Origin of the sequence: Yoonia sp. F2084L (genome assembly GCF_023015625.1) — a bacterium.
In the GTDB taxonomy this organism is placed as follows: domain Bacteria; phylum Pseudomonadota; class Alphaproteobacteria; order Rhodobacterales; family Rhodobacteraceae; genus Yoonia.
Genome location: NZ_JALKAH010000001.1, coordinates 39,655 through 59,622, shown reverse-complemented (window position 1 = coordinate 59,622; position 19,968 = coordinate 39,655). Strand labels below are relative to the sequence as shown.

The window sequence follows — 19,968 nt, the reverse complement described above, 5'->3', positions numbered from 1 at the left end:
CCAAGATCCTCTCTATTATTCGTGATGATGCACCGACAGTCCAGTCAGGTTATCCCAACTTCAGGCAGTTAATCATTGCATCGCCTTCCGAAACAATGTCCGAATTGAGCTGTGATTACTTCGCTTGCATCATACAAAAATGACCGGTTGTTGATCAATTAGGGCAAAAACTACATGAATCGCTTCTCATCGGTCTTTTTTGTGTTAGTAACTTTTTAGTTTTTGATTGATTGGTACATTATGAAGTTCCTCAGCGCGGTCCTTTTCCCCACAGCTTTCGCCGGAATGGCGTTCTTATCGCCGGTGCACGCCGCGACAGTTGAGGTCAGCTATGATCTGGAACTGGCGTATCATTCCGAGCATGGGATCCGGAGTAATACTGCAACCGCAATCCGTGATTTCGTCGGTATGGACATTTTGGCCACCTACACAGATGGCACGACTGAAGTCTGGGATTGGGTTTACACCAACCCATACTCAATCTGGGAAGCCGGGACCGATCATATCAGTAACGACCTAACAATTGACGTAATTAATGGTCGCTTTGCAATCAATGCTGTAAAAAGCTTGGCATCGCTCGCGTTTGACCTCGTTGGTGCGAACGCAATTTGGGACGTTGGTGACTACGTAGATTCAGACCCCCGGAACTCTCCAACCACCAAGGTCGGTCATGAATTCCGTGTGCGGTCCGGCAACAGCGACGCGCTCGAAGGCGAAATTAGGGCAAGCTATTCGGATCGTGTACAGATCGGTGATCACCTGACAGGCGAAGATGCGTTCACACATCTGCTTGTTGATTTTACAGGCCTCGCCGATGGCGGGTTCACGGGTGACATGACCTGGAGTTCTGATACAGATTCGTTGGCTTTTGCCGGTGATCTGGCACCTGTTGTACCCGCAGTACCCCTGCCCGCAGGTGGGCTGCTGCTTTTGACGGGTTTGGGTGCACTTGGATTGAAGCGCAGAGCTGGCAAATCTGCCGCTGCATGATATTGCCAACTCGTCGCTGACACTGTCACCGGCTGGCCTTGGCTTGCTTTTAGGCGCATATTAAATCGTTAAATCGCTGACCAACGTGGCCGGGTATCGCATGTATTGGTCTATACCGCTCTTGCTTCATTGCGCGCATGGCGGCATATCCCGAATACCCATTTCCTATAGGTTTTTCAGTGCTCACAGTCATTATCCCCAGCTACAACGAAGAGAACTACATTGAGGCCTGTCTGAATGCGGTGATGGCACAAAGTGACCTCCCCGCAGATCATGGGATTCAAGTCATCGTTGCGGCAAACGGGTGTAAGGACAAAACCGTTGCCTTGGCGCAGGCAAAGATACCCGCATTAGAAGACAAAGGGTTCACGTTGAAGGTGCTCGACATCGTTCGCGGCAATAAGATGAACGCATTGAACGAGGCGGAAGCTATCACAAAATATCCAACGCGAGCGTTTCTCGATGCCGATGTGATCATCAGCCCTACCCTTCTGCGCGAGTTATCTGAACTGCTGGATGATAATGCACCGCGCTATGCGAGTGGCACGATCAACATTCCGCGCCCAGCCAGCATTGTCAGCCGTGCCTACGCAAAGGTGTGGTCCAACCTGCCCTTTGTTCGCGATGGTGTGCCGGGCATCGGCCTTTATGCAATGAATGGCGCGGGCCGCGCTCGCTGGGCCGAGTTTCCCGCAATCTATTCCGACGACCGCTTTGTGCGCCTTCAGTTTGCGCCGCATGAGCGATTCAAAACCAAAGCGACCTATGACTGGCCGCTCCCAGAAGGTTTTGGCAACCTGATGCATGTCCGCCATCGCTGGAGCGAAGGAAATATGGAACTTGAAGAACAATATCCCGCCTTGATCAGCAACGACCGCCAGCGCAACAAGACAAGTAACAATATCTGGCGGCTGTTTCGCACGCCGTTTTCCGCGGCGGTATTTGTGACGGTCTACTTTGTCAGCAATCTGAGGGCCAAGCGCACAATGAACGGCCAAGACTTTATCTGGCGGCGCGGTCGAGACTGACCGGCAGGGGTGTGACCTACACGCTCTGCCACGCTTTGATCCGCCGACGTGTAGCCCTAGATGTAATAGAAGACAGATGCTGCGATCAACAAGGTCAGCAGCACCCACAGCAAATCAAACCGCACTTGTTTTTCGCCCAGAAACGGCCGTAAGAGCGATAGCGCATAGAAGCTTGAAATTAGCGGATTCAAGGCGACAACCAGCAGTGCCGCATCCAACCCAAGATAATGATACGCCAGCGGCAATAATACGCAAATTGATGCTGCGCGCATGGCAGAGATGAACATCATCTCCTTGCTCTTGCCAATGTTCATGATCAGCGTGTTCAAACTGTAAAACCGCAACGTCAAAAAAGACAACGACAGGATCTGCGTATAGCGGCCGGCGGTTTCGTAGGTGTCGGTGTAGAGCAAATCAATCAGCAGTTGCCCTCCAAACAGCATCGTCAAAAACGCCGCGATGCACATAACATCGACGCCGGTCTGCAGCTTGCGATAAAGCCGTGGTACGTCCTTGGGACGTGTCCTGATCATTTCGCTGATCGTGGGGAAACCAACCTGATCAATCAAACGGCCGATCACCATCGATACGGTCCCAATCCAGATCTGCGCAATGACAAATATCCCGAACAGGGTAACGCTCATTAGACCCCCCAGAATGATCCGGTCCGCATTCAGCGCCACGAAAGAGAAAATGGACGATCCCATCAACCACTTGCCGTAGTGCCACAGGCGCAGTGCGATTTCGCGATCCCACACAAAGCCCATGCGTGGGCCCGGTACAAAGAGATGGCTGGCCACGCTCTTAAGCAAGGTACCGGTCATCATACCCGCAAGCAGCGCCCATACGGTTGGGGAAAACGAAGCAAAGACGATCATTACGCCAATTTGGATGGCTTGTGTAATGATCGAAATCACGGTGACATACTGAAGCTTGAGATTGCGCATCGCGAGCGCAAACGACATGGATTCCGCCCCAAACATCAAAGGAACGATAGCCGAGATTGCGACAAGTCCGGGCAGGCGCGGATCAGCGTAAACCGACCCGGGTGCTGCATAGGTGGGCGCGAAGGTCCACAAACAGACCGCCGCCAACAGCACCCCTGACGCAATCAGGATGCTTTGGAAAATCCTGAAAACCCACGCGGCCCGCAAGAAGTGATCCTGATCACCGTCAGGTTCGCGCGCTACCGAACGGTTGATCCCGATATCGGTAAAAAGCGTCATACCTGCGATCAGAATGCCGACCATGGCCATCAGGCCAAAAGCATCCGGCAGCAACAGGCGCGTCATGATCAGGTTACTTGCAAGCCGCAAACCGTTGACCACGACGACCTGAACAAGGCTCCAACTGCCCGCCTTCAGAACACGCCGCCCAAGCGAGACTGGCTGCGGTGCGGGCTGTGGTGTCGGATCTGTCATTTATACTCGATCAGTTGCGCCTGATGGCCGCGCCATCTGCGCCAATGGTACGCAACGATGCCGCGGGTCTCAGCAAACTTGCCCAAGGTCAAGAGTGTGGCTTGTTCCCAGGCAAAGCGACCGCCGCCTTCGCGTAAGGCAAGCCGGGCCACCTGGGCGGGATAGATAAGCATCAACAACAATGCGATCGGGCCTGCAACAAGCAAGCCGATCACTATGATCAGCGGTATGACCATCCCCCATAGCACCGCACGCCGCGTGGCCGTGACACCGTGTTTCTCTGGTGCGATACCATACATCGCCCGGCCTTCTGCAGCGGCATAGCCCGCGCGCTCGGCCCGTTTCCAAAATTGCCCCAGTCGCGTCATCGCGGCATCATGCAATGTCATCTCGGCATCCAGCCGCCAGATTTTCCACCCCTTTCGGCGCATCCGCAAACACATCTCTGGCTCTTCGCCTGCAATGAGATCGGGGTTGTATCCGCCAACGGCGTCAAGCGCCTGCCAGCGCATCAGTGCATCGCCCCCGCAAGCCTGTGTCTCTCCGACAGGTGTGTCCCATTCCGCGTCACACATGCGGTTGTAGACAGATGCGTCCGGAAAGCGTTCACGCCGCCGTCCACAAACCACGGCGACATCTGGATTGTCGGTCAGGAACCTGCGCGCCGTCGCAATCCACTGCGTATCCAAGGCGCAGTCCCCATCAATAAACTGAACAAATGTCGGTACGGCCCCCTGCTCTAACGCGGCGATCCCTGCGTTGCGGGCGCGGGCGGCGGTGAACGGCACATCTGTGTCCAAAGTCACTACCTCTGCACCGGCATTCTGTGCGGCTGCCACCGATCCATCCGTCGACCCGCTGTCAACATAGACCACACGCGCACAGTCCGCCCCCAAGGATGCAAGACAGGCCAGCAAGCGGGCACCTTCATTGCGGCCGATGATAACGACGCCAATATCCTGATGTGGGTCTGTCATGAAGATGATCGCCGCGACATCTGAGCTGTCATTCCTGCATCGGTTTGGCAGACGTCTTCATGCTGAACCTTACGATATGGATGACTGAATGATACCATGTATACAAAGCTGCGTGAGAATGCGTTGCCAAACGAAAAATAACGTCTCAACATAGCACAGATTACGCGGCATCCAAGCTGTCTTTAAATGGTGCGGACACGACGCGCCCAAAGTATTTACAAGTTCGACCCAAGCAGAGAAACGCCTGATACGCTGATGCCAAATACATTTGCCTTTATTGTGCTTTTTAGCTTTCCGATTGTGGTGATCGTGCTGTTTCGGCGCCTGCCATTGGAGCAGGCTTTGATATGGTCGATCCTGTCTGGATATCTCTTCCTACCGGAATTGACAGAAGTCGATCTGCCGCTGCTTCCTGCCTTGGACAAGACACTGGTGCCAAGTCTGATGGCGGGGATCATGTGCTTGATGGCAAAACCGCATGCACAGTTGCGCCGGGGTGCTGCCCGACCGCAGCGCGGCGCTGCTGCCGTACCTGACAGTGAGACCGTCGCAGCGACTGTGCCGCGCCAAAGCAAATTAGCGAATTTGTGCATCCTTGTTTTGTTCATCGCGCCCGTTGGTATCGTGATGACAAATGCTGACTGGGTCAACGCGGGCATACGCATGATCGCGGGTCTGCGCACCTATGACATCTTCTCAATGATGCTCAGCACGGCGGTAATGCTGTTGCCGTTCCTGCTGGCGCGGCGCTACCTGAATACGCATGAAGCTCATATGCGTTTGCTTTGGGCGCTTGTGATCGGTGCCTTGGTATATTCGCTGTTGATCCTGGTTGAGATACGCTTGAGCCCCCAGCTTCACCGATGGCTCTACGGGTTTCACGCACATCAGTTCGGGCAACAGGTCCGCGGTGACGGTTTCCGCCCGATGGTGTTTATCCAACATGGTTTGCGCGTCGGTCTGTTTATTCTGCTGGCTGTCATTGCGGCATTCACACTGTACAGAATTCACGCATCGCATAAACCAGTCGCCGGTCGGTTGGGCCGTGGGGTGACACTTCCTGCGGGCGACAAGGGATTGCCGTTTTATGTCGCATGTTATCTCTTCGTCATCCTCATTCTTTGTAAAACGCTTGGGGCCCTCGCGATCGCGTGCATCTTTGTGCCCTTCATGCTTCTGGCCAAACCGCACCAATGGCGCTATTTGGCTGCAGCGTTTGCGTTCATCGTACTGCTTTACCCGATGGTGCGTTCGGCCGGTCTGGCACCTGTAGAGCAAATCCACGAACTTGCATTGGCGATCAACGAAGAGCGGGCGCAGTCATTTAAATTCAGGCTCGACAATGAAGACATCTTGCTGGCACGCGCCGCCGAAAAACCGCTTCTGGGTTGGGGCGGCTGGGGGCGTAACCTGCTATACAGTCAATGGGATGGCCGGGTGACATCAGTCCCCGATGGCATGTGGGTGATCATTTTTGGTGTTTCAGGCTGGGTTGGCTATCTGGCGCAATTTGGGCTGCTTACGCTGCCAATCTTTGCTTATTTCTTCAGTCGAGGAGAACTTCGCAACTCAATCGCCAGTCAAGGCCTGTGTCTTATTCTGGTGGCAAATCTGATTGACCTGATCCCCAATTCTGGATTGACCCCATTGACCTGGCTTCTTGCTGGCGCGTTACTCGGGCGTTTTGAAAGGCGTCCGCATGTACGCGATACCAAGTCCGTACAACGGGCAACCCTTAGCACTACCCGAGATGGACAACGCGCGCCTGCCGCCGCAAGAGCCGGTTCAAGACGCGCCTTTTGAACCCAGCAGGTGGCGGCACCGACCGGTCACGATCAAAGACGAGACCTGCAACAGCAGGATCTTTCATCTCGATCAGCTTTGCCCCCCAGGACGCCGCCTGCGCGGGCGCGATTCCATCCGGTATGCCCATATCCGTGTTCAACTGCCCCGGAAGCCATTCGTTGATGACAATTTTGGGAAACCTGTCCCCCAAATCAGCCAAAAGCGCATTGGTGAAAATACGCGTTGCACCCTTTGACACCGAATAGGCCGCACTTGCCGGTGCAGGTGCGCAGCCCGCATAGCTGGTCACATTGATGATGCGTCCCTCGCCTGCCGCGACCATGTCCTTTAAGGCCTCTTGTGTGCAGGCCACCATGCCACCCAGATTGACCGCGACCGTGTGCATGAAACTCTCGTAAGTCTCATCCAGAATGTCCCGCCGTGGATACACAGCTGCATTGTTGATTAAAGCCGAAACTGGTCCCATCTTTTGCCGAACGTCATCAAAGCCCGCCGCGACCGCCGCTGGATCCACAACATCGACAGTGACCGCAAGGAACTGATCATCGGGGAGCGACTGGGTCATATCGTCTATAGACGAAGCCGCCCGACTAAACGCTGCGACCCTATGGCCTTGTTGTGTCAGTTTGAGGCACAGAGCCTTCCCCAACCCCTTGCCCGCACCGGTGACAACAATCACACCACCTGCGCTTTTTTTACTATTACTCAACATTGATCTCCGATTTGGCGCGCGTGGCAATGATATCGCCAACGCGCAGGGCGTTTGCCGCGATCATCAGGCTTGGGTTGACCCCCATAGAGGTCGGAAAGAACGACGCATCCGCGATATAAAGATTGTCCAGATCATGCGACCGGCAGTCTGCGTCAAAAACCGATGACTTACTGTCTGAACCAAACCGCAGTGTGCCGCATGGGTGGCCGTAGTTCAGCTGCGGAGCAAGCCCCATCAACATAGGCCGAAACCCGCGAAACCTTTTCTTGATCGTTTGCCGAAACAGCTGGCGGCGCTTTAGAAGTTCCGGCTTAAGCGTATAGGTAAAACAAGGCATATCTGGGTCTGCGTCATGCAAGAGTACCCGGTTTTCCGGGTAAGGAAGATCTTCGACGATCCCCACGAAAACCTTCGCTTCGCCCATGATACGTGCCGCAATCAGTGCCACGATGTTCGTCAGGTAGCGCAAGCTGCCGAGCCGACGCAAAGGTGACTGATCAAGACGCCCTGCAAGATAGGCCGCGATGTTTCCAAAGGATGCAGGCAAGCCCATTGACTGGATGGTGCCCATACGGCTGCCTTGCACCGCGTAAAGATCGCGGGACGAAATCGCCTTAGTTGCGCCACTGAAACGGCCATCACGTTTGGGCCAAAGCGCAAACATCTCGTTAAGATGAAACATGAGTCCGCGCCCAACCCAATCGCTGGAATTTGCGCAAACCCGCCCGCCTGCATCTTGTGATTTTAGTAACAGCCGCGGTGAGTGCAAAGCGCCTGCTGCAAGCACATAGGTCCGCGCTTTCAATGTGGTTTCGGCCCCGGAATAAGACACGTCAACGCCAGTGACTTGCCCGGCCTCAAACCGGATTTGGGTCGCGGTGCATTCGGTCAGCACATGGGCGTTGCCCGTCGCAAGCGCCGGGACTATCCCGGCTGATCGCCCGTCCATTTTGCAGTTGCGTGGACATTTGCGACCCAGACATGACATGCAGCCCGGCAGGTTCCGCAGCGCCAGATGCTGACGGTAAGGATGCAAGCCGCTGGCGGCCAGATCATCAAGCATCTTTGCTTCATTGGCATCAATCTTGGGCGGTTCTTTCAACTGCGTGGGCGGCTCTGTCGACAATGGATCATGTGTTCCCGAGATGTGCAAAAGCTCTTCTGCTTTGGCAAAATATGGGACAAATGCGTCGTAGCCCACCGGCCAGCCACCCGTGGGGTGAGGCATCTGATCGGTTGGTTCAAGATCATGGCGCTCTGGCCGTTCAAGCGTGCCCGCATAGAACACAGACGAACCACCAAGCCCGCTGCCCAATGCGGCAAAAAACGCCGACGGACGACCATCGACGGTCCCATGCACTTTGGTAGGCCAGAAGCTGCGAATATGGCGGGCATGCGGATCGGTGATCTTCACGTTAAGCGCTTGCTGCTCATGTGCGTAACCCTCGGGTCCTCGTTCCAGCACCAAGACGCGCAAACCTTGCTCTGCAAGGCTGCGCGTGATCATGCCACCGCCCATCCCTGCGCCAATCACAATGACATCCCACTCTTGGGCAAGCGCGTCTTGTGGGGTCATTCCGTTGCCTCGACGAATACTGGATCAAACAGATGCCGGATGCGGCGAGCGTTGGTATTGGTGATGTGATTGTTGTCAAAGTAACCCGCAAAACCGCCCGCCATCGCCGAGCAGGCTGTGTCATCACAAAACTCTGGCCATGGATCAATTGTCTTGGCACCAATTGCTGCACTCATGAGGTCGGCTTCTGCGTTGCGCTGCGTCAGATCGGCCAGTGATGTGACTGCCATCTGTGCCACATCATCCTGTGACAAGCGGCCATGGACCAATCCGCGAGCAACGTTGCGCGAACTATAGTGAAATATTTCAGGGACTTGCCGAAGCAAGTAAACCTCACGCCCATGCGCCTGCATCTGTTCAACGCTGGCCTGCATTTCGGTGGTCAACACATCAACCTGCGTACCCGCAGATGTGTTCAGCCCGGACAGACTGATGGTGTTGTGGCTGTCATCGCCTACTCCGCTGCCTTGCGCATAATACGCCCAGCGCCCGATCAGCAGAACTGTCGGAAAGTCTTGGCCGTTCCGCAGCACAGTTTCGATCTGGCGGTTCGCCGTACCACAGGCAGCATTTTGGATGGGTGTCGACGTATTCTCAACCTTCTCGATCCCAAACACAGGCGGACAACCCGCGCGCCAGATGATCAGCGCAGGCGTATCCGCCTCAAAGGCGGCTTGTTCCAAACCTTCTTTGAAAGCACGCACATGGCTATCGCCCCAGATCAGAACCTCTGCGGGGCCTTCTGGGCCTATGGGGCAGATCTCAATGCCGGCAAAATCACCGGTCGCGGGAACCTCGCAACGCCGCCAGTCTTGCAAGAAATCCCCTGTTGCCGCGATGTGGGTGCGAACGTCGGGATTGAACCGGCTGGGCAGCCCATCCTGCAAGTACAGCAGCGCCCCCATCCCAAGCGTCATGGCCGTCGCAGCCCCGGCACCCACAAAGATTTTGCCGGGTGCAACTTTGGCTCGCCGCGTCGGACCTTCGATGTAGCGCCAGCTTATGTAGGCGACGCCGATTGACAGGCCAATCAGAAACAGGCGGAACCACAATGTGCCGGTATCACCAAAATAGTAAGCCGCAAAGGTCACAATCGGCCAATGCCACAGGTAAAGTGAGTAGGAAATCAGCCCGATAAAGACCAAAACGCGTGAAGAAAGAAGACGATTAACGATGTTATCGTTGCGCCCATTTGCGATCATCAGCACCGCACCGAGGACAGGGATCAGTGCTTTCCAACCCGGAAAACTTGGGTCGGAACTTAGCAAGGTTACACCCGCCACCAACAGCGCAATACCCGCCCAAGACAGCGCGGCATGCACATCCCATTGCAGTTTCAACTGATGCCCCGCAATCGCCAGCAGGACGCCAGCCAACATTTCCCACGCGCGGAAAGGAAACAAATAAAACGCGGCGGTCGGTGACTGCGGTGTCATCAAGATGCACGCGATCAATGAGGCGGCCGCCAGAACAGCCAAAACGACAGGCAACGATGAGCGCACGCCTTTCAGTAACAAAAGGGTCAGCGGCAGAAAGATATAAAACTGTTCCTCGACCGAAAGTGACCACGTATGCAGCAGGATCTTTTCCTTCGCCGCAGTGTCGAAATACCCGGCCTCGGTGAAAAAGTAGACGTTGGAGAGGTAAACGGATGAGCTGATGATTTCCTTGCCCAAAGCGCGAAAATCAAACGGCAACATGATGAACCAGCCAACCACAAGACAGGTCAGAATGACGGCGAAATAGACCGGCGCGAGCCTGCGAATACGGCGTAGATAGAAATGGCCCAATCGAATGCGGCCAGTTTCCTGCAACTCGGCCCAAAGGATACCGCCGATCAAGAAGCCCGAGATGACAAAGAAGATATCAACACCGACAAATCCGCCAGAAAAGCCGGGAATATCAAAGTGAAAGAGCAGCACCGGCAGAATTGCAAGCGCGCGAAGCCCATCAATATCTCTACGATAAGAGTGCAATTTGTCGTCCTTTAAATCTGTTCTTTCAAATCAGATTGATCTTCATACTCGATACACATGGCCAATAATGCACCCTGCCACCAACTTTCTGGCCGATTGATGCGGCAAGAATATGGCTCGGTTAACCCCAATTCCCAATCTATCTCAGGGTCAGGGACGGCCCACTATTCAACGACAGCAGGCCATACGACCGCACCACCTGGGTCGATCTGCAATTCGTCCATGCCGATCTGCTGCCCATCAGCAAATGTCAGGGCGTCAACATGAATGATGAAATCGCGGCCTTCAGGACCGTTCAAGCGGTACCCGTCCCCGTCTACGCGCATCGTGTACTGCGATGGATCACCCGTCAGTTCAACGCGGTCGAACCCGGGGCCGCCGTTGATCCCGTCATCACCCAATCCGCCAGCAAATGTATCATCGCCACGTCCACCCATCAGGTAATCTTCCTGATCGGTGCCCACCAACATATCGGCATCCGAGGTCCCCCATGTGGTAACACCTTGCTGACGGAATGCACCGCCCTTTGCGCCATCCCACCAAGGTGTCGTCGCCGCATTCAACGCAACCAACAAATCAGCACGTGGGTTGGTGTCCGTCAGGCTGTTGCGCAAGCCCCATGTGCCCCAGCGACTGCTCCCGCCAATGTCGGTGAATTGCATGAAGGCACCATGGCCGTGCATCTTCCATGTATCCCAAAGGGCCTGGTACAATGTCGCCATATGAGGCCCACGTATAAAATCCTTCATAAAGGCGTTCAACGCTGCCAGATCTTGCTCTGTCATGCTTGCGACTGCAAATGAATGATGGACGTGCTGGCCGCCTTCATAAGTGACAAGACGCAGCCCGTTATCTGCGGCAATCTGCGAGCTCTGCGCAATAAGCTCAGCAATCTGCGGGATAGAGCCGTTGTAGTCGGGGTCAAGCAAGCGTTCTGCCAGCCACGCCTGCGCGTCTACCTGAGGATCATTCACTTTCGCGATCAGCTCTGCGCGCATCTCCGCGTTGCCCATGGTCGGGACACCAAAATAGGTGGCAATCGCAATTTCCTCAAAGACCGACTTTGGATCAACAAAGGCATCAGGCTCATTTTCGCGCCATACGGGCGCTTTCAGCAGCCGGTTGTTCAACCAAGTATTCGCCACGAATGCACCCAGCACATTAGTCAGACGGCCGCTATCGGCCTCATCTCCATAGACGTCTTCCCAGATCAACGCAGTCTCGACCGCCTTCTTTGCATGATAATCGACATAAGCCTCTTCACCCCAAGCCGCCGAGGCCTGATCGCGCAGCCAATGCGTTTGGCTGAAGGCAAAATTCCAGGCCTCGTTGGTGTATTCGACGCGCGCGGTCAGTTCCGGGTCAAGGTTGTCACGCACGTAAGTCGCGAAATTGCGAATGTAGGTGTCGTCGGCCAGATGCGGCATCGTGAACCACGGATCGGCGCCAACTTCGTTTGCCAGCCGCACCATATGTTCCACCGGCATCCCACGTCGCGATGCAGGTCCGTTGACCGAAGGCATGTCGTCCCAAGAGGTGACCGTGGAGCCATTCGTGTGCATCCAATCCATAAAGCGCAATTCGCGCGCGTCCGCGATGGTTTCCAGCCAAGCGGGGTTGAATACGGCACCCGCCTGATGCAGGTCCATATGCCTTTCCGCCACGATCGAGATGTTGCGGATGTAGTCACCTGTGCCGTTCGGATCGGTGCGGACAATATCCATGATGAACGTCCCGGCATCCTCATTGATAAAGTTGATCCGCCCAAGGCTGGACCCAAGAACGCGAGCACTGCCGCGCAGGTTGATTTCACCTTGACCGTCGTAGGTTAGCACATAGGTGCCAGCGTGACCGGTGCCGGCATCATCGCGCATGCTCGACCATTCCCACAGCGTACCGACACGATCAAAGCCAGGTGGGATCGCCTTGACCCATCCGTCAGCATCCAGAAAACCGCCCGCCCGCAACTCGGCTTCGTTCATGCCACCCCAGCCATTTTTGGCTTCATGACCAATCCAGGGGCGCATCATTTTCATCAGGTCAATGAATTGAAAGCCTGCGCTAAAATCGTTTGCACCAGCGAGATTGAGAGAGAGTGTAGGGTTTTCAAGCCCATTTGCAGGTTGCGCAGAGACTGTCTGCGTCCCGCCCATCAACACCAGCGCCACCAACAGGGCCGCAAATTTCGGGCGCGTTTGCTGTTTGTCATGAAGCTTTTGTTGTTTGGAAAAAAATCGTGGCATCAACATTTCCTTGCTTAATAAATAACTGATAAAAAGTGCCCACTGGGCCGCGCTTGCGCACAAGACTAGACCGGATGCCTTTCATAGTTAAGGTGCGGGTCGACAGATCAAGACCCCGCCTCTCAAAATAATCTCGCCTTCAATGACCTCGCTTCTTTCAGAGACGCCTTCTAAACGCTGCGCGGTGCCTTGCCCCATTTCTTGTGTTTGAAGCTCAGGAAAAAGCTTTCAAACGTGCGAAAGCTGATTTCGGCAATCACGACTGAAAGCAAAAAATAGACGCCCAAAATCAACCAACCCTGTTCCCCAAGCCCCAGCCGACCCAAAGCCACGTTCGTCACATGCAAACCTATCAGATGATAGAGATATATACCGTAGCTGATTTCGCCGATCCGTGCGAGCGGGCGAAACCGTAACACCGGACTGAGCGCGTTGTCTTCACGGACCACTATGGTGATCAAAACCGCAGCCATCGTCAGATGCAGCACCAAATTAGGCCAGCCGCGCAGATCAGACGGCAGCCATTGGAGCAATGCCAGCACCAGCAAAAACGTCCCAACAGCAGCCGGCGCATTACCGAACAATCGCGCAAGAACGGCAAAGCCGCGCTGTTGGTGCAGCAACAATGCCAGCGCAGAGCCGATCAGGATCGGTGCATAGGTCGTATTGAACATCGCAAAACGCAACACGCCCCAGTCGAATGCGGTGATGCCAAGCGGGGTCAGCCACCCCACAACCGCAACCACGTTCAGCACTATGGTGAACACCAACGCAGGCATCAGCAGCTTGCGCGGCAAAATCATCAGCATTAGCGGCCAGATCAGATAGTACTGCTCTTCCACGGCAAGTGACCATGTGGGCGACAACAGCGGAATGTCGGACGTCAGGAAGTTTGACAAAAACAGATAGTAGTAGGGCAGTTGTTCAAGATACTGCGTCTCACCTTTGATCCCGATATAGTAGAACGCCACGATCGTGACGACGAAGAAATAGACCGGCACGATGCGTAAGGCACGCCGCCAATAAAAGCCCCGAAGCGAAAACCTTCCATTCGTTGCAGCCTCACGCAGCAGAAGCGTTGTGATCAGGAAGCCACTGAGTACAAAGAAAAAATCAACGCCGACAAACCCACGGGTCAGAATTTGCGCGGGTGCGTCAAGTGACGTCCAAACCGGCCCATGATGCCACAGGACGGCCGCGATGCACAAAAACCGCAAACCGTTGAGGCTGCCAAAGTGTTGGGTCGCCTGATAGGTCTCAAACCGGGGCGTCGCCTCTTGCGATATGGCAACGTCTGTCACGATAAACTGCCTCTATGGTTTGGCATGAATAGCTTTCACTTTAAAAGAATATACGGTCAGCAAAGAAATGATCCCTCATCCTGCGTCTTTTTCGGCCAGCGATCTATTACCGCGTGACATGATCGTGTAAACCTACGGCCATTGGATTGTCTGAATTTGGCTTTAAAAGGCATCGTATTGCTAAAAGTAACAAGTGATTCTTCATGACCGCAACCCGCGAACAAATTCCCCCAGCTGCTTTTGCGTCATATTTGAGCGCGGGCGTCTTCTGGCTTGTGGTCGCGACCATCGCAGCGCTGTTGTTCTTTCAAGAAGGGTTGAACGCTCTTTTTGTGGCGTGGCAACTGCCCGAATACAGCCACGGGCCTTTGATCCCCGTGCTATCTTTGTTGCTGTTCCTGAGACAACTCAAGGAAGTCCCGATCAAACCCGGGCCAGTTACGGATCGTGGCGCGGGCATCGCACTTCTGATCTTTGCGGTACTCTTTGGGTTGATTGGCAAGCTGAGCCAAATTGACGAGGTTGTCGCCTATGCGATCATCCTATGGGTTGGCGCAATCCTTTTGATTTCTTGGGGCTGGCAGCAGGGCAAGCTCTTTTGGCCGCCGGTTGTGCATCTGGTCTACATGCTGCCCCTGCCCGGCCTGATTTACTACAAGGTATCGACATACCTGCAGATCATCTCATCCGAGCTTGGCGTCTGGATGTTGCAATTGATCAGTGTGCCTGTGTTTTTGGAAGGCAACATCATCGACCTGGGTGTCTACAAACTCCACGTGGCCGAGGCCTGCTCGGGCCTACGTTACCTGTTCCCGATCATGTCGTTTTCCTACATCTTCGCGGTGCTTTTCAAAGGCAGCGTCTGGCACAAGGCCGTGCTTTTGCTGGCCGCGGTGCCAATCACTATCGTCATGAACTCGGTACGGATCGCTTTTGCAGGTTGGTTGGTGAACTACGTGGGGCTCGAATACCTTGAAGGGTTCACGCATTTCTTTGAAGGCTGGATCATCTTCATGATCTGCGTCGTGCTGCTGTTTATTCTGGCCTGGGCCATGCTGCGCTTTACCGGATCCAAGATGAGCCTTGTTGACGCGCTTGATCTTGATACCACTGGCTGGGCGACTCAAGCCCGCCGCGTAGCGTTGATCGCACCCTCACGCGCATTGATTTTTTCAGCGCTGCTGTTGGGCGCGGGCGCGCTGGCGTGGGAAACGCGCGCGCAAGTCGGCACCACAACCGTTGATCGTGAACCTTTTGCCGTGTTCCCGACCCGGCTGGGCGCATGGAAGGGTGGCATCCCCGAAGCTTTGTCACCTGACGTGCAGAAGTCGCTGGCAGCGGACGACTATCATTCGGTGCAATTCAGAACCGAGGCTGAAACGGCCCCCGTCGGTCTGTTCATCGCATGGTACTATGATCAAACCAAAGGCGGCACGCATTCACCTGAGGTGTGCCTGCCCGGTGCAGGCTGGGAAATCGCGAGACTTGATCGCATCGACATTGCCCCGCAGATGGGGTTTGCCGAGCCCTACAACCTCAATCGCGCTGTCATTCAAAAAGGCCAGACCCGCATGCTTGTATACTACTGGTTCGAACAACACGGGCGGCATACGGCATGGGATTTTGCCGCTAAGATGTATCTGCTTTGGGACAGCATCACGATTGGTCGCACGGATGGCGCATTGGTACGTCTGACGACACCGATCTTGCCGGACGAAACCGAGGCTGAGGCCGAAGCACGTCTGCAGGATATGTTCCGGGAAACGACCACTGTCCTGCCGCGCTTTGTGCCGGGGCTGGATGTATGACGCAGGAAAAGCCGGATGAAGGCCGCCTTCTGATCTATGCGCCGGTTCCCGTCTTTGGAACGCCCGACGGCTGGATTGTCGAACGGCAGGCTGCGAATGGCTTGCGGCTTTGGGCTGCGAACTTTGACCATGTCACCGTCATGATGCCGCATCAGGACGGACAGCCGCCTATTGGCTGGGTGCCTTTTGATCAGGTTGGTGAAAATGCCGCGCGGATTACAATTGTGGCCCTCCCGACAGCATGGAGCCTTGCGAAATTCGCAAAAACCTACCGGAAAACAAAAGCCGTTATCCGCGACGAGATTGATCGCGCGGACTACCTGTCGTTTGCGATCGGTGGTTTGGTTGGCGACTGGGGTGCTGTCGCATCGCAGCAAGCGCATAAGATGGGACGCCAATTTGCAGCCTGGACCGACCGTGTTGAATCGCAGGTCACAAGGATCGAGGCCAAAACTGGCCCGCTGAAAAGCCGTATCAAGAAACGCGTTATTCATCGACCGATGGCGCAGTTAGAGAGATACGTGATCAGGCGCGCCGCCCTTGGGCTTTTTCACGGCCAGCAAACCTATGACACCTACGCCCCCTATTGCAGCAATCCCCAGATCGTCCACGACATTCACATAGGCCGGGACGCGCATATTACGGAAGACGCTTTCAAAGCAAAGCAAGCCAGTGCTGCAAAGGACCCGCTTCGGATCGTCTATGCAGGCCGTGCGACGGCAATGAAAGGCCCGCTTTTGTGGGCGACAGCTTTGCAAAAGCTGCATCAGGCAGGCATCGACTTCGAGGCGCATTGGCTGGGTGACGGTCCCTTGCTGGAGGACCTGCGCGCGCAGTTGCAGGCAGACGGGTTGCAGCACCAGACAACGCTTCACGGCTTCGTCGATGACGCCGGTGCGGTTGCCGCACAAATGCAGGCCGCACATGTTTTCCTGTTCTGCCACACCACACCGGAATCGCCACGCTGCCTGATAGAAAGCCTGATCGCAGGAACACCGATTGTGGGGTTCGACGGGGCCTACGCCGCTGATCTGATTTCTGCATCCGGCGGCGGTGCGCTTGTTCCTATCGGTGACACTGATGGTCTTGCCAAGATACTGATCGACTTGGCAAACGACCGCGACAAGCTGACAGATTTGATCGCACGTGCACGACAGGACGGCGCCCCTTTCGACGATGTCAGCGTCTTCAAGCATCGTTCTGACCTGATCAAACGCTATCTTGACCCCACACAGCACAAGAATAATACCACTGATGCAGCGACAACAACGGCCTGACATCAGCAAAATTCATTCCTGAAAGACATCAGTATGACGCAACGCCCCCTGATCCATATCGGGTATCAAAAAACGGCATCGACCTTCTTGCAAAAGAAGATATTCGCGGATGAAACGGTGTTTGTGCGGCCTTGGGGCGCGCATCCGGCCCCCGCAATTGAGCACTTTGTGCTTGAGCATCCGCAAAAGTTTGACGCTAACGCCGTGCGGGACGATTTTGGTACGTACCAAGACCGTATTCCGGTGATTTCGCACGAAGATCTGTCAGGTTACCCGATTAAAGGTTGGTATTACGCGGAAACAGTTGCAGCCCGCCTTAAAAAGACATTTCCAGATGCGCGGGTGTTGATCTGCTGCCGCGAACAGGTGTCGATGATCGTGTCGCAGTATTTTCAGTACATCAGGCAAGGTGGGACCGACACTTTGGAACGACTGATTGATGATACCGACATTCGGATCGGCCGACGGCCCGTCATCCGTAAGGAGCATTTTGAATATGACCTGATGCATGGCATTTTCAGTCAACACTTCCCCGATGACCAGCTGCTGATGTTGCCGCATGAATTGCTAGCACAGCAACCTGATGTCTACTTCGCAAAGATCAACGGCCTGCTTGGCACCACACTGACGCCACCAGAGCAAAAGAAAGCGGTGCATCAAAAGCGCAGCGGCGCAGCAGCACAGGTCGAGCGGGTGTTTAACAAGTTTGTAGACCACCCCGGCAACTTGCCTGCCGACTACAAAGACTACCCGCTGGCGATGCGCGCCCAAAACAGGTTGGTCCGCTATATCGACGATTTCACCAAAAAGTATACAAATCTCGGGCAGCGGTTTGAGAAAAAGGTAGAGCGTATCGCAACAGACAGTATCGGCACGTATTATAGCGGCTCGAATGCGCGCCTCGCGGCGTTGCTTGACTGTGACCTGTCAGCCTTGGGTTATCCATGTGGACCATCCGATTAGGTCTTGGTCCGGGATCAAATCGTCACTGATTTGACGGATCGAATCGTCCTTCGATTTTTTTGCGCTGTTTCGCAATCGGGAACATTACCCGTCAAAATGATCAATTGATCTGAGATAAAGGTCAGATATTGGGCTATCGCACCTGCGAACTATCCTTTGTGCCACATTTCGCCGTTTTTTGCTTGCTCAGCCACCACGCATCATCGCACAAAGTATTAGGATTTAGTTAACGACGCTGCTGTCCCGCAGCCGCGTATTTGTTAAACGGTGGATATATGACCAAGAACTTCTTACTTATCGCGGCATCTGCAATGATGCTTTCTGCCACCGCGGCGAGCGCAGCGACGCTCAACTTTGTCGGGACAGACCAGACACATCTGGTCACCCGCAACGATGTCAACGCAGGCTTCAACACAACAATCGACATTATTACTGGCGACCAGAAAAGCATTGGTAATGGGCTGTTTCTGGATCTGACCGGCGGTTCTGCAAATGTCACCTACACCTTTATTGGCGCCGAAGCCGGGAACCGAAACTATGCGGCAAGTGCCGGAAGTCGTGATTTCTTCAATCGCGGACACAACGCCAGCGATGTGGGTGACCAGGTTACTGTCATTCAGGATACAAGTGGTCTTTTGGACTTTGCTTTTGGAACGTATGCACCACTTCGCGCGATTGGTGAGTTCCTTAACAACGGTTTGGCAAACCCCAACTCTCCGCATTATGCGATGGGTTTTATCCAGATTGACGCAGATTCGTTCTACGTTTTGTTTGACGACATTGCGACCGGAGACCGGGATTTTGACGATATGGCGCTGCGCATTGATGTGGCAGCCATACCATTGCCAGCAGGTTTGATTTTGCTGCTGTCCGCACTTGGCGGTGCGTTCATGATGCGGCGCAAGACAGATATCGCGTAAATAGGGGCTATTGACCGCGACATTGGAAAGGGCCGGCCTCGTGCTGGCCCTTTTGCTTTGTGATCAGATCAATCGTAGCGGCCTTTGCCGCTTTCATTGTCCATATAGCGGCACTTATTCAACATCACACCAAGTACATTGGTCTGCGCCGCCAGATCACGCTCGCAAATGTCGATTTCACCCAGCGACGTCGACTCAGCCGCAGCCACTAGCAGCACACAATCCACCTGTCCCATAAAGGCCATCGTATCATCGGTGACAAGCATTGGCGGCATATCAAAAATCGTCAGATCCGGGTCGAACTGCTTTTCAATCTCAGACAATACTTTCCCGATCGTCGAGCTTTGCAAAAGCTCTGACGGGTTACGCGCACGCGTATGGTTCACTGCAAGCGCGAGGTTCGGGCGGGGGCGCATCGCCATATCGGCAAAATCGGCTTTCCCCTCAATCACCGTTGAAAAGCTGACATCGCCTGAGATACTCAGCGTCTTGGCCAACGACGGCCTGCGCATATCCATCTCCGCAACAATCGTGTGGGTTTCAGGTTGCTTGGACAGTGAAAATGCAAGGTTCAGCGCCGTCGTCGTCTTACCGCATTTTGGACCCGGCGAGGTGATGGCAAGCCGCCTCCATCCATTCGCACGCATCTCTTGCAGAATCTTTGTCCGCAACATGTCATAGGCAATGGCACCAGATGCCTTTTTGCCAGAGGTGCTAAAGGTGACGATCCGGTTGCGCTCCATCTGTTTGGCGTTTGGTGCAAAGGTGGCCAAGGGCTGCCATGCCAATGTGCGCGCGATCTTTGGTGACGGCGGTTTGGGTGCGAGAATTCTTGATATGGCATCGGGCCGCCGCAGCGGCACTTTGGCCATTGGCGCTGGCGCAGGGATATCAGGTGCTTCGCCGCCCAACTCATTGCGGGCGGCGCGCGCTTTCGCGATTGCGGCTTGAATCTTATCCATCGTCTTGC

General features: G+C 54.7%; 15 protein-coding genes. 7 read left to right on the top strand and 8 right to left on the bottom strand.

Annotated features, from left to right (window positions below):
* Window positions 1-285 precede the first annotated feature (285 nt).
* Complete coding sequence (locus tag MWU60_RS00255; protein WP_247225040.1) at window positions 286-990, top strand: VPLPA-CTERM sorting domain-containing protein; 705 nt, start codon at window positions 286-288, stop codon at window positions 988-990.
* 179 nt (window positions 991-1,169) lie between these two features.
* Window positions 1,170-2,018, top strand: a complete 849-nt coding sequence (locus MWU60_RS00250; protein ID WP_247225039.1) for a glycosyltransferase — start codon at window positions 1,170-1,172, stop codon at window positions 2,016-2,018.
* 56 nt (window positions 2,019-2,074) lie between these two features.
* Here the strand turns inward: MWU60_RS00250 and MWU60_RS00245 are convergent, their stop codons facing one another.
* Both MWU60_RS00245 and MWU60_RS00240 read right to left on the bottom strand, forming a co-directional pair.
* Entirely contained in the window at window positions 2,075-3,439 is a 1,365-nt protein-coding gene (locus MWU60_RS00245; RefSeq protein WP_247225038.1) for an oligosaccharide flippase family protein, read from the bottom strand.
* Window positions 3,436-4,416: a glycosyltransferase gene (locus MWU60_RS00240; RefSeq protein WP_247225037.1), complete on the bottom strand. Its 981-nt coding sequence runs from the start codon at window positions 4,414-4,416 to the stop codon at window positions 3,436-3,438. The genes MWU60_RS00245 and MWU60_RS00240 overlap by 4 nt, the downstream gene beginning before the upstream one ends.
* Before the next feature lie 255 nt (window positions 4,417-4,671).
* On the opposite strand from MWU60_RS00240, the gene MWU60_RS00235 reads away from it, so the two are divergent.
* Window positions 4,672-6,219, top strand: coding sequence for an O-antigen ligase family protein (locus MWU60_RS00235; protein WP_247225036.1), 1,548 nt, complete (start codon window positions 4,672-4,674; stop codon window positions 6,217-6,219).
* On the opposite strand, the gene MWU60_RS00230 is transcribed toward MWU60_RS00235, so the two are convergent.
* The 5 genes from MWU60_RS00230 to MWU60_RS00210 all read right to left on the bottom strand — a co-directional run bounded on the left by MWU60_RS00230 (window position 6,158) and on the right by MWU60_RS00210 (window position 14,030).
* Entirely contained in the window at window positions 6,158-6,934 is a 777-nt protein-coding gene (locus tag MWU60_RS00230; protein WP_247225035.1) for an SDR family oxidoreductase, read from the bottom strand. The genes MWU60_RS00235 and MWU60_RS00230 overlap by 62 nt on opposite strands.
* Window positions 6,924-8,510, bottom strand: coding sequence for a GMC family oxidoreductase (locus MWU60_RS00225; protein ID WP_247225034.1), 1,587 nt, complete (start codon window positions 8,508-8,510; stop codon window positions 6,924-6,926). Before MWU60_RS00225 ends, MWU60_RS00230 begins: the two co-directional genes overlap by 11 nt.
* Window positions 8,507-10,486, bottom strand: coding sequence for an acyltransferase family protein (locus MWU60_RS00220; RefSeq protein WP_247225033.1), 1,980 nt, complete (start codon window positions 10,484-10,486; stop codon window positions 8,507-8,509). Before MWU60_RS00220 ends, MWU60_RS00225 begins: the two co-directional genes overlap by 4 nt.
* A gap of 164 nt (window positions 10,487-10,650) precedes the next feature.
* Window positions 10,651-12,729 (bottom strand): hypothetical protein, encoded by a 2,079-nt coding sequence (locus MWU60_RS00215; protein WP_247225032.1) that lies wholly within the window; start codon window positions 12,727-12,729, stop codon window positions 10,651-10,653.
* A gap of 170 nt (window positions 12,730-12,899) precedes the next feature.
* Window positions 12,900-14,030 carry an acyltransferase gene (locus tag MWU60_RS00210; RefSeq protein WP_247225031.1) on the bottom strand — a complete coding sequence of 377 codons (1,131 nt, stop codon included), beginning with the start codon at window positions 14,028-14,030 and terminating at the stop codon, window positions 12,900-12,902.
* A gap of 203 nt (window positions 14,031-14,233) precedes the next feature.
* Between MWU60_RS00210 and xrtD the strand changes: the two genes are divergently transcribed.
* The 4 genes from xrtD to MWU60_RS00190 all read left to right on the top strand — a co-directional run bounded on the left by xrtD (window position 14,234) and on the right by MWU60_RS00190 (window position 18,998).
* Window positions 14,234-15,838 (top strand): VPLPA-CTERM-specific exosortase XrtD, encoded by a 1,605-nt coding sequence (xrtD, locus tag MWU60_RS00205; RefSeq protein WP_247225030.1) that lies wholly within the window; start codon window positions 14,234-14,236, stop codon window positions 15,836-15,838.
* The gene (locus MWU60_RS00200; RefSeq protein WP_247225029.1) at window positions 15,835-17,115 is read left to right on the top strand and encodes a glycosyltransferase; all 1,281 of its coding nucleotides are present in this window, start codon (window positions 15,835-15,837) and stop codon (window positions 17,113-17,115) included. Before xrtD ends, MWU60_RS00200 begins: the two co-directional genes overlap by 4 nt.
* A gap of 33 nt (window positions 17,116-17,148) precedes the next feature.
* Window positions 17,149-18,078 carry a sulfotransferase gene (locus tag MWU60_RS00195; RefSeq protein WP_247225028.1) on the top strand — a complete coding sequence of 310 codons (930 nt, stop codon included), beginning with the start codon at window positions 17,149-17,151 and terminating at the stop codon, window positions 18,076-18,078.
* A gap of 275 nt (window positions 18,079-18,353) precedes the next feature.
* Window positions 18,354-18,998 carry a VPLPA-CTERM sorting domain-containing protein gene (locus MWU60_RS00190; RefSeq protein WP_247225027.1) on the top strand — a complete coding sequence of 215 codons (645 nt, stop codon included), beginning with the start codon at window positions 18,354-18,356 and terminating at the stop codon, window positions 18,996-18,998.
* 68 nt (window positions 18,999-19,066) lie between these two features.
* Here the strand turns inward: MWU60_RS00190 and MWU60_RS00185 are convergent, their stop codons facing one another.
* Window positions 19,067-19,960 carry a CpsD/CapB family tyrosine-protein kinase gene (locus MWU60_RS00185; protein WP_247225026.1) on the bottom strand — a complete coding sequence of 298 codons (894 nt, stop codon included), beginning with the start codon at window positions 19,958-19,960 and terminating at the stop codon, window positions 19,067-19,069.
* Window positions 19,961-19,968: the final 8 nt, after the last annotated feature.

What these genes read in the sequence shown, in the direction of transcription:
- MWU60_RS00255 (WP_247225040.1), top strand. Translation starts at nt 286, where the DNA reads ATGGCGTTCTTATCGCCGGTGCACGCCGCGACAGTTGAGGTCAGCTAT.
- MWU60_RS00245 (WP_247225038.1), bottom strand. Translation starts at nt 3,439, where the DNA reads ATGACAGATCCGACACCACAGCCCGCACCGCAGCCAGTCTCGCTTGGG.
- MWU60_RS00240 (WP_247225037.1), bottom strand. Translation starts at nt 4,416, where the DNA reads ATGACAGACCCACATCAGGATATTGGCGTCGTTATCATCGGCCGCAAT.
- MWU60_RS00235 (WP_247225036.1), top strand. Translation starts at nt 4,672, where the DNA reads ATGCCAAATACATTTGCCTTTATTGTGCTTTTTAGCTTTCCGATTGTG.
- MWU60_RS00230 (WP_247225035.1), bottom strand. Translation starts at nt 6,934, where the DNA reads ATGTTGAGTAATAGTAAAAAAAGCGCAGGTGGTGTGATTGTTGTCACC.
- MWU60_RS00225 (WP_247225034.1), bottom strand. Translation starts at nt 8,510, where the DNA reads ATGACCCCACAAGACGCGCTTGCCCAAGAGTGGGATGTCATTGTGATT.
- MWU60_RS00215 (WP_247225032.1), bottom strand. Translation starts at nt 12,729, where the DNA reads ATGCCACGATTTTTTTCCAAACAACAAAAGCTTCATGACAAACAGCAA.
- xrtD (WP_247225030.1), top strand. Translation starts at nt 14,234, where the DNA reads ATGACCGCAACCCGCGAACAAATTCCCCCAGCTGCTTTTGCGTCATAT.
- MWU60_RS00200 (WP_247225029.1), top strand. Translation starts at nt 15,835, where the DNA reads ATGACGCAGGAAAAGCCGGATGAAGGCCGCCTTCTGATCTATGCGCCG.
- MWU60_RS00195 (WP_247225028.1), top strand. Translation starts at nt 17,149, where the DNA reads ATGACGCAACGCCCCCTGATCCATATCGGGTATCAAAAAACGGCATCG.
- MWU60_RS00190 (WP_247225027.1), top strand. Translation starts at nt 18,354, where the DNA reads ATGACCAAGAACTTCTTACTTATCGCGGCATCTGCAATGATGCTTTCT.
- MWU60_RS00185 (WP_247225026.1), bottom strand. Translation starts at nt 19,960, where the DNA reads ATGGATAAGATTCAAGCCGCAATCGCGAAAGCGCGCGCCGCCCGCAAT.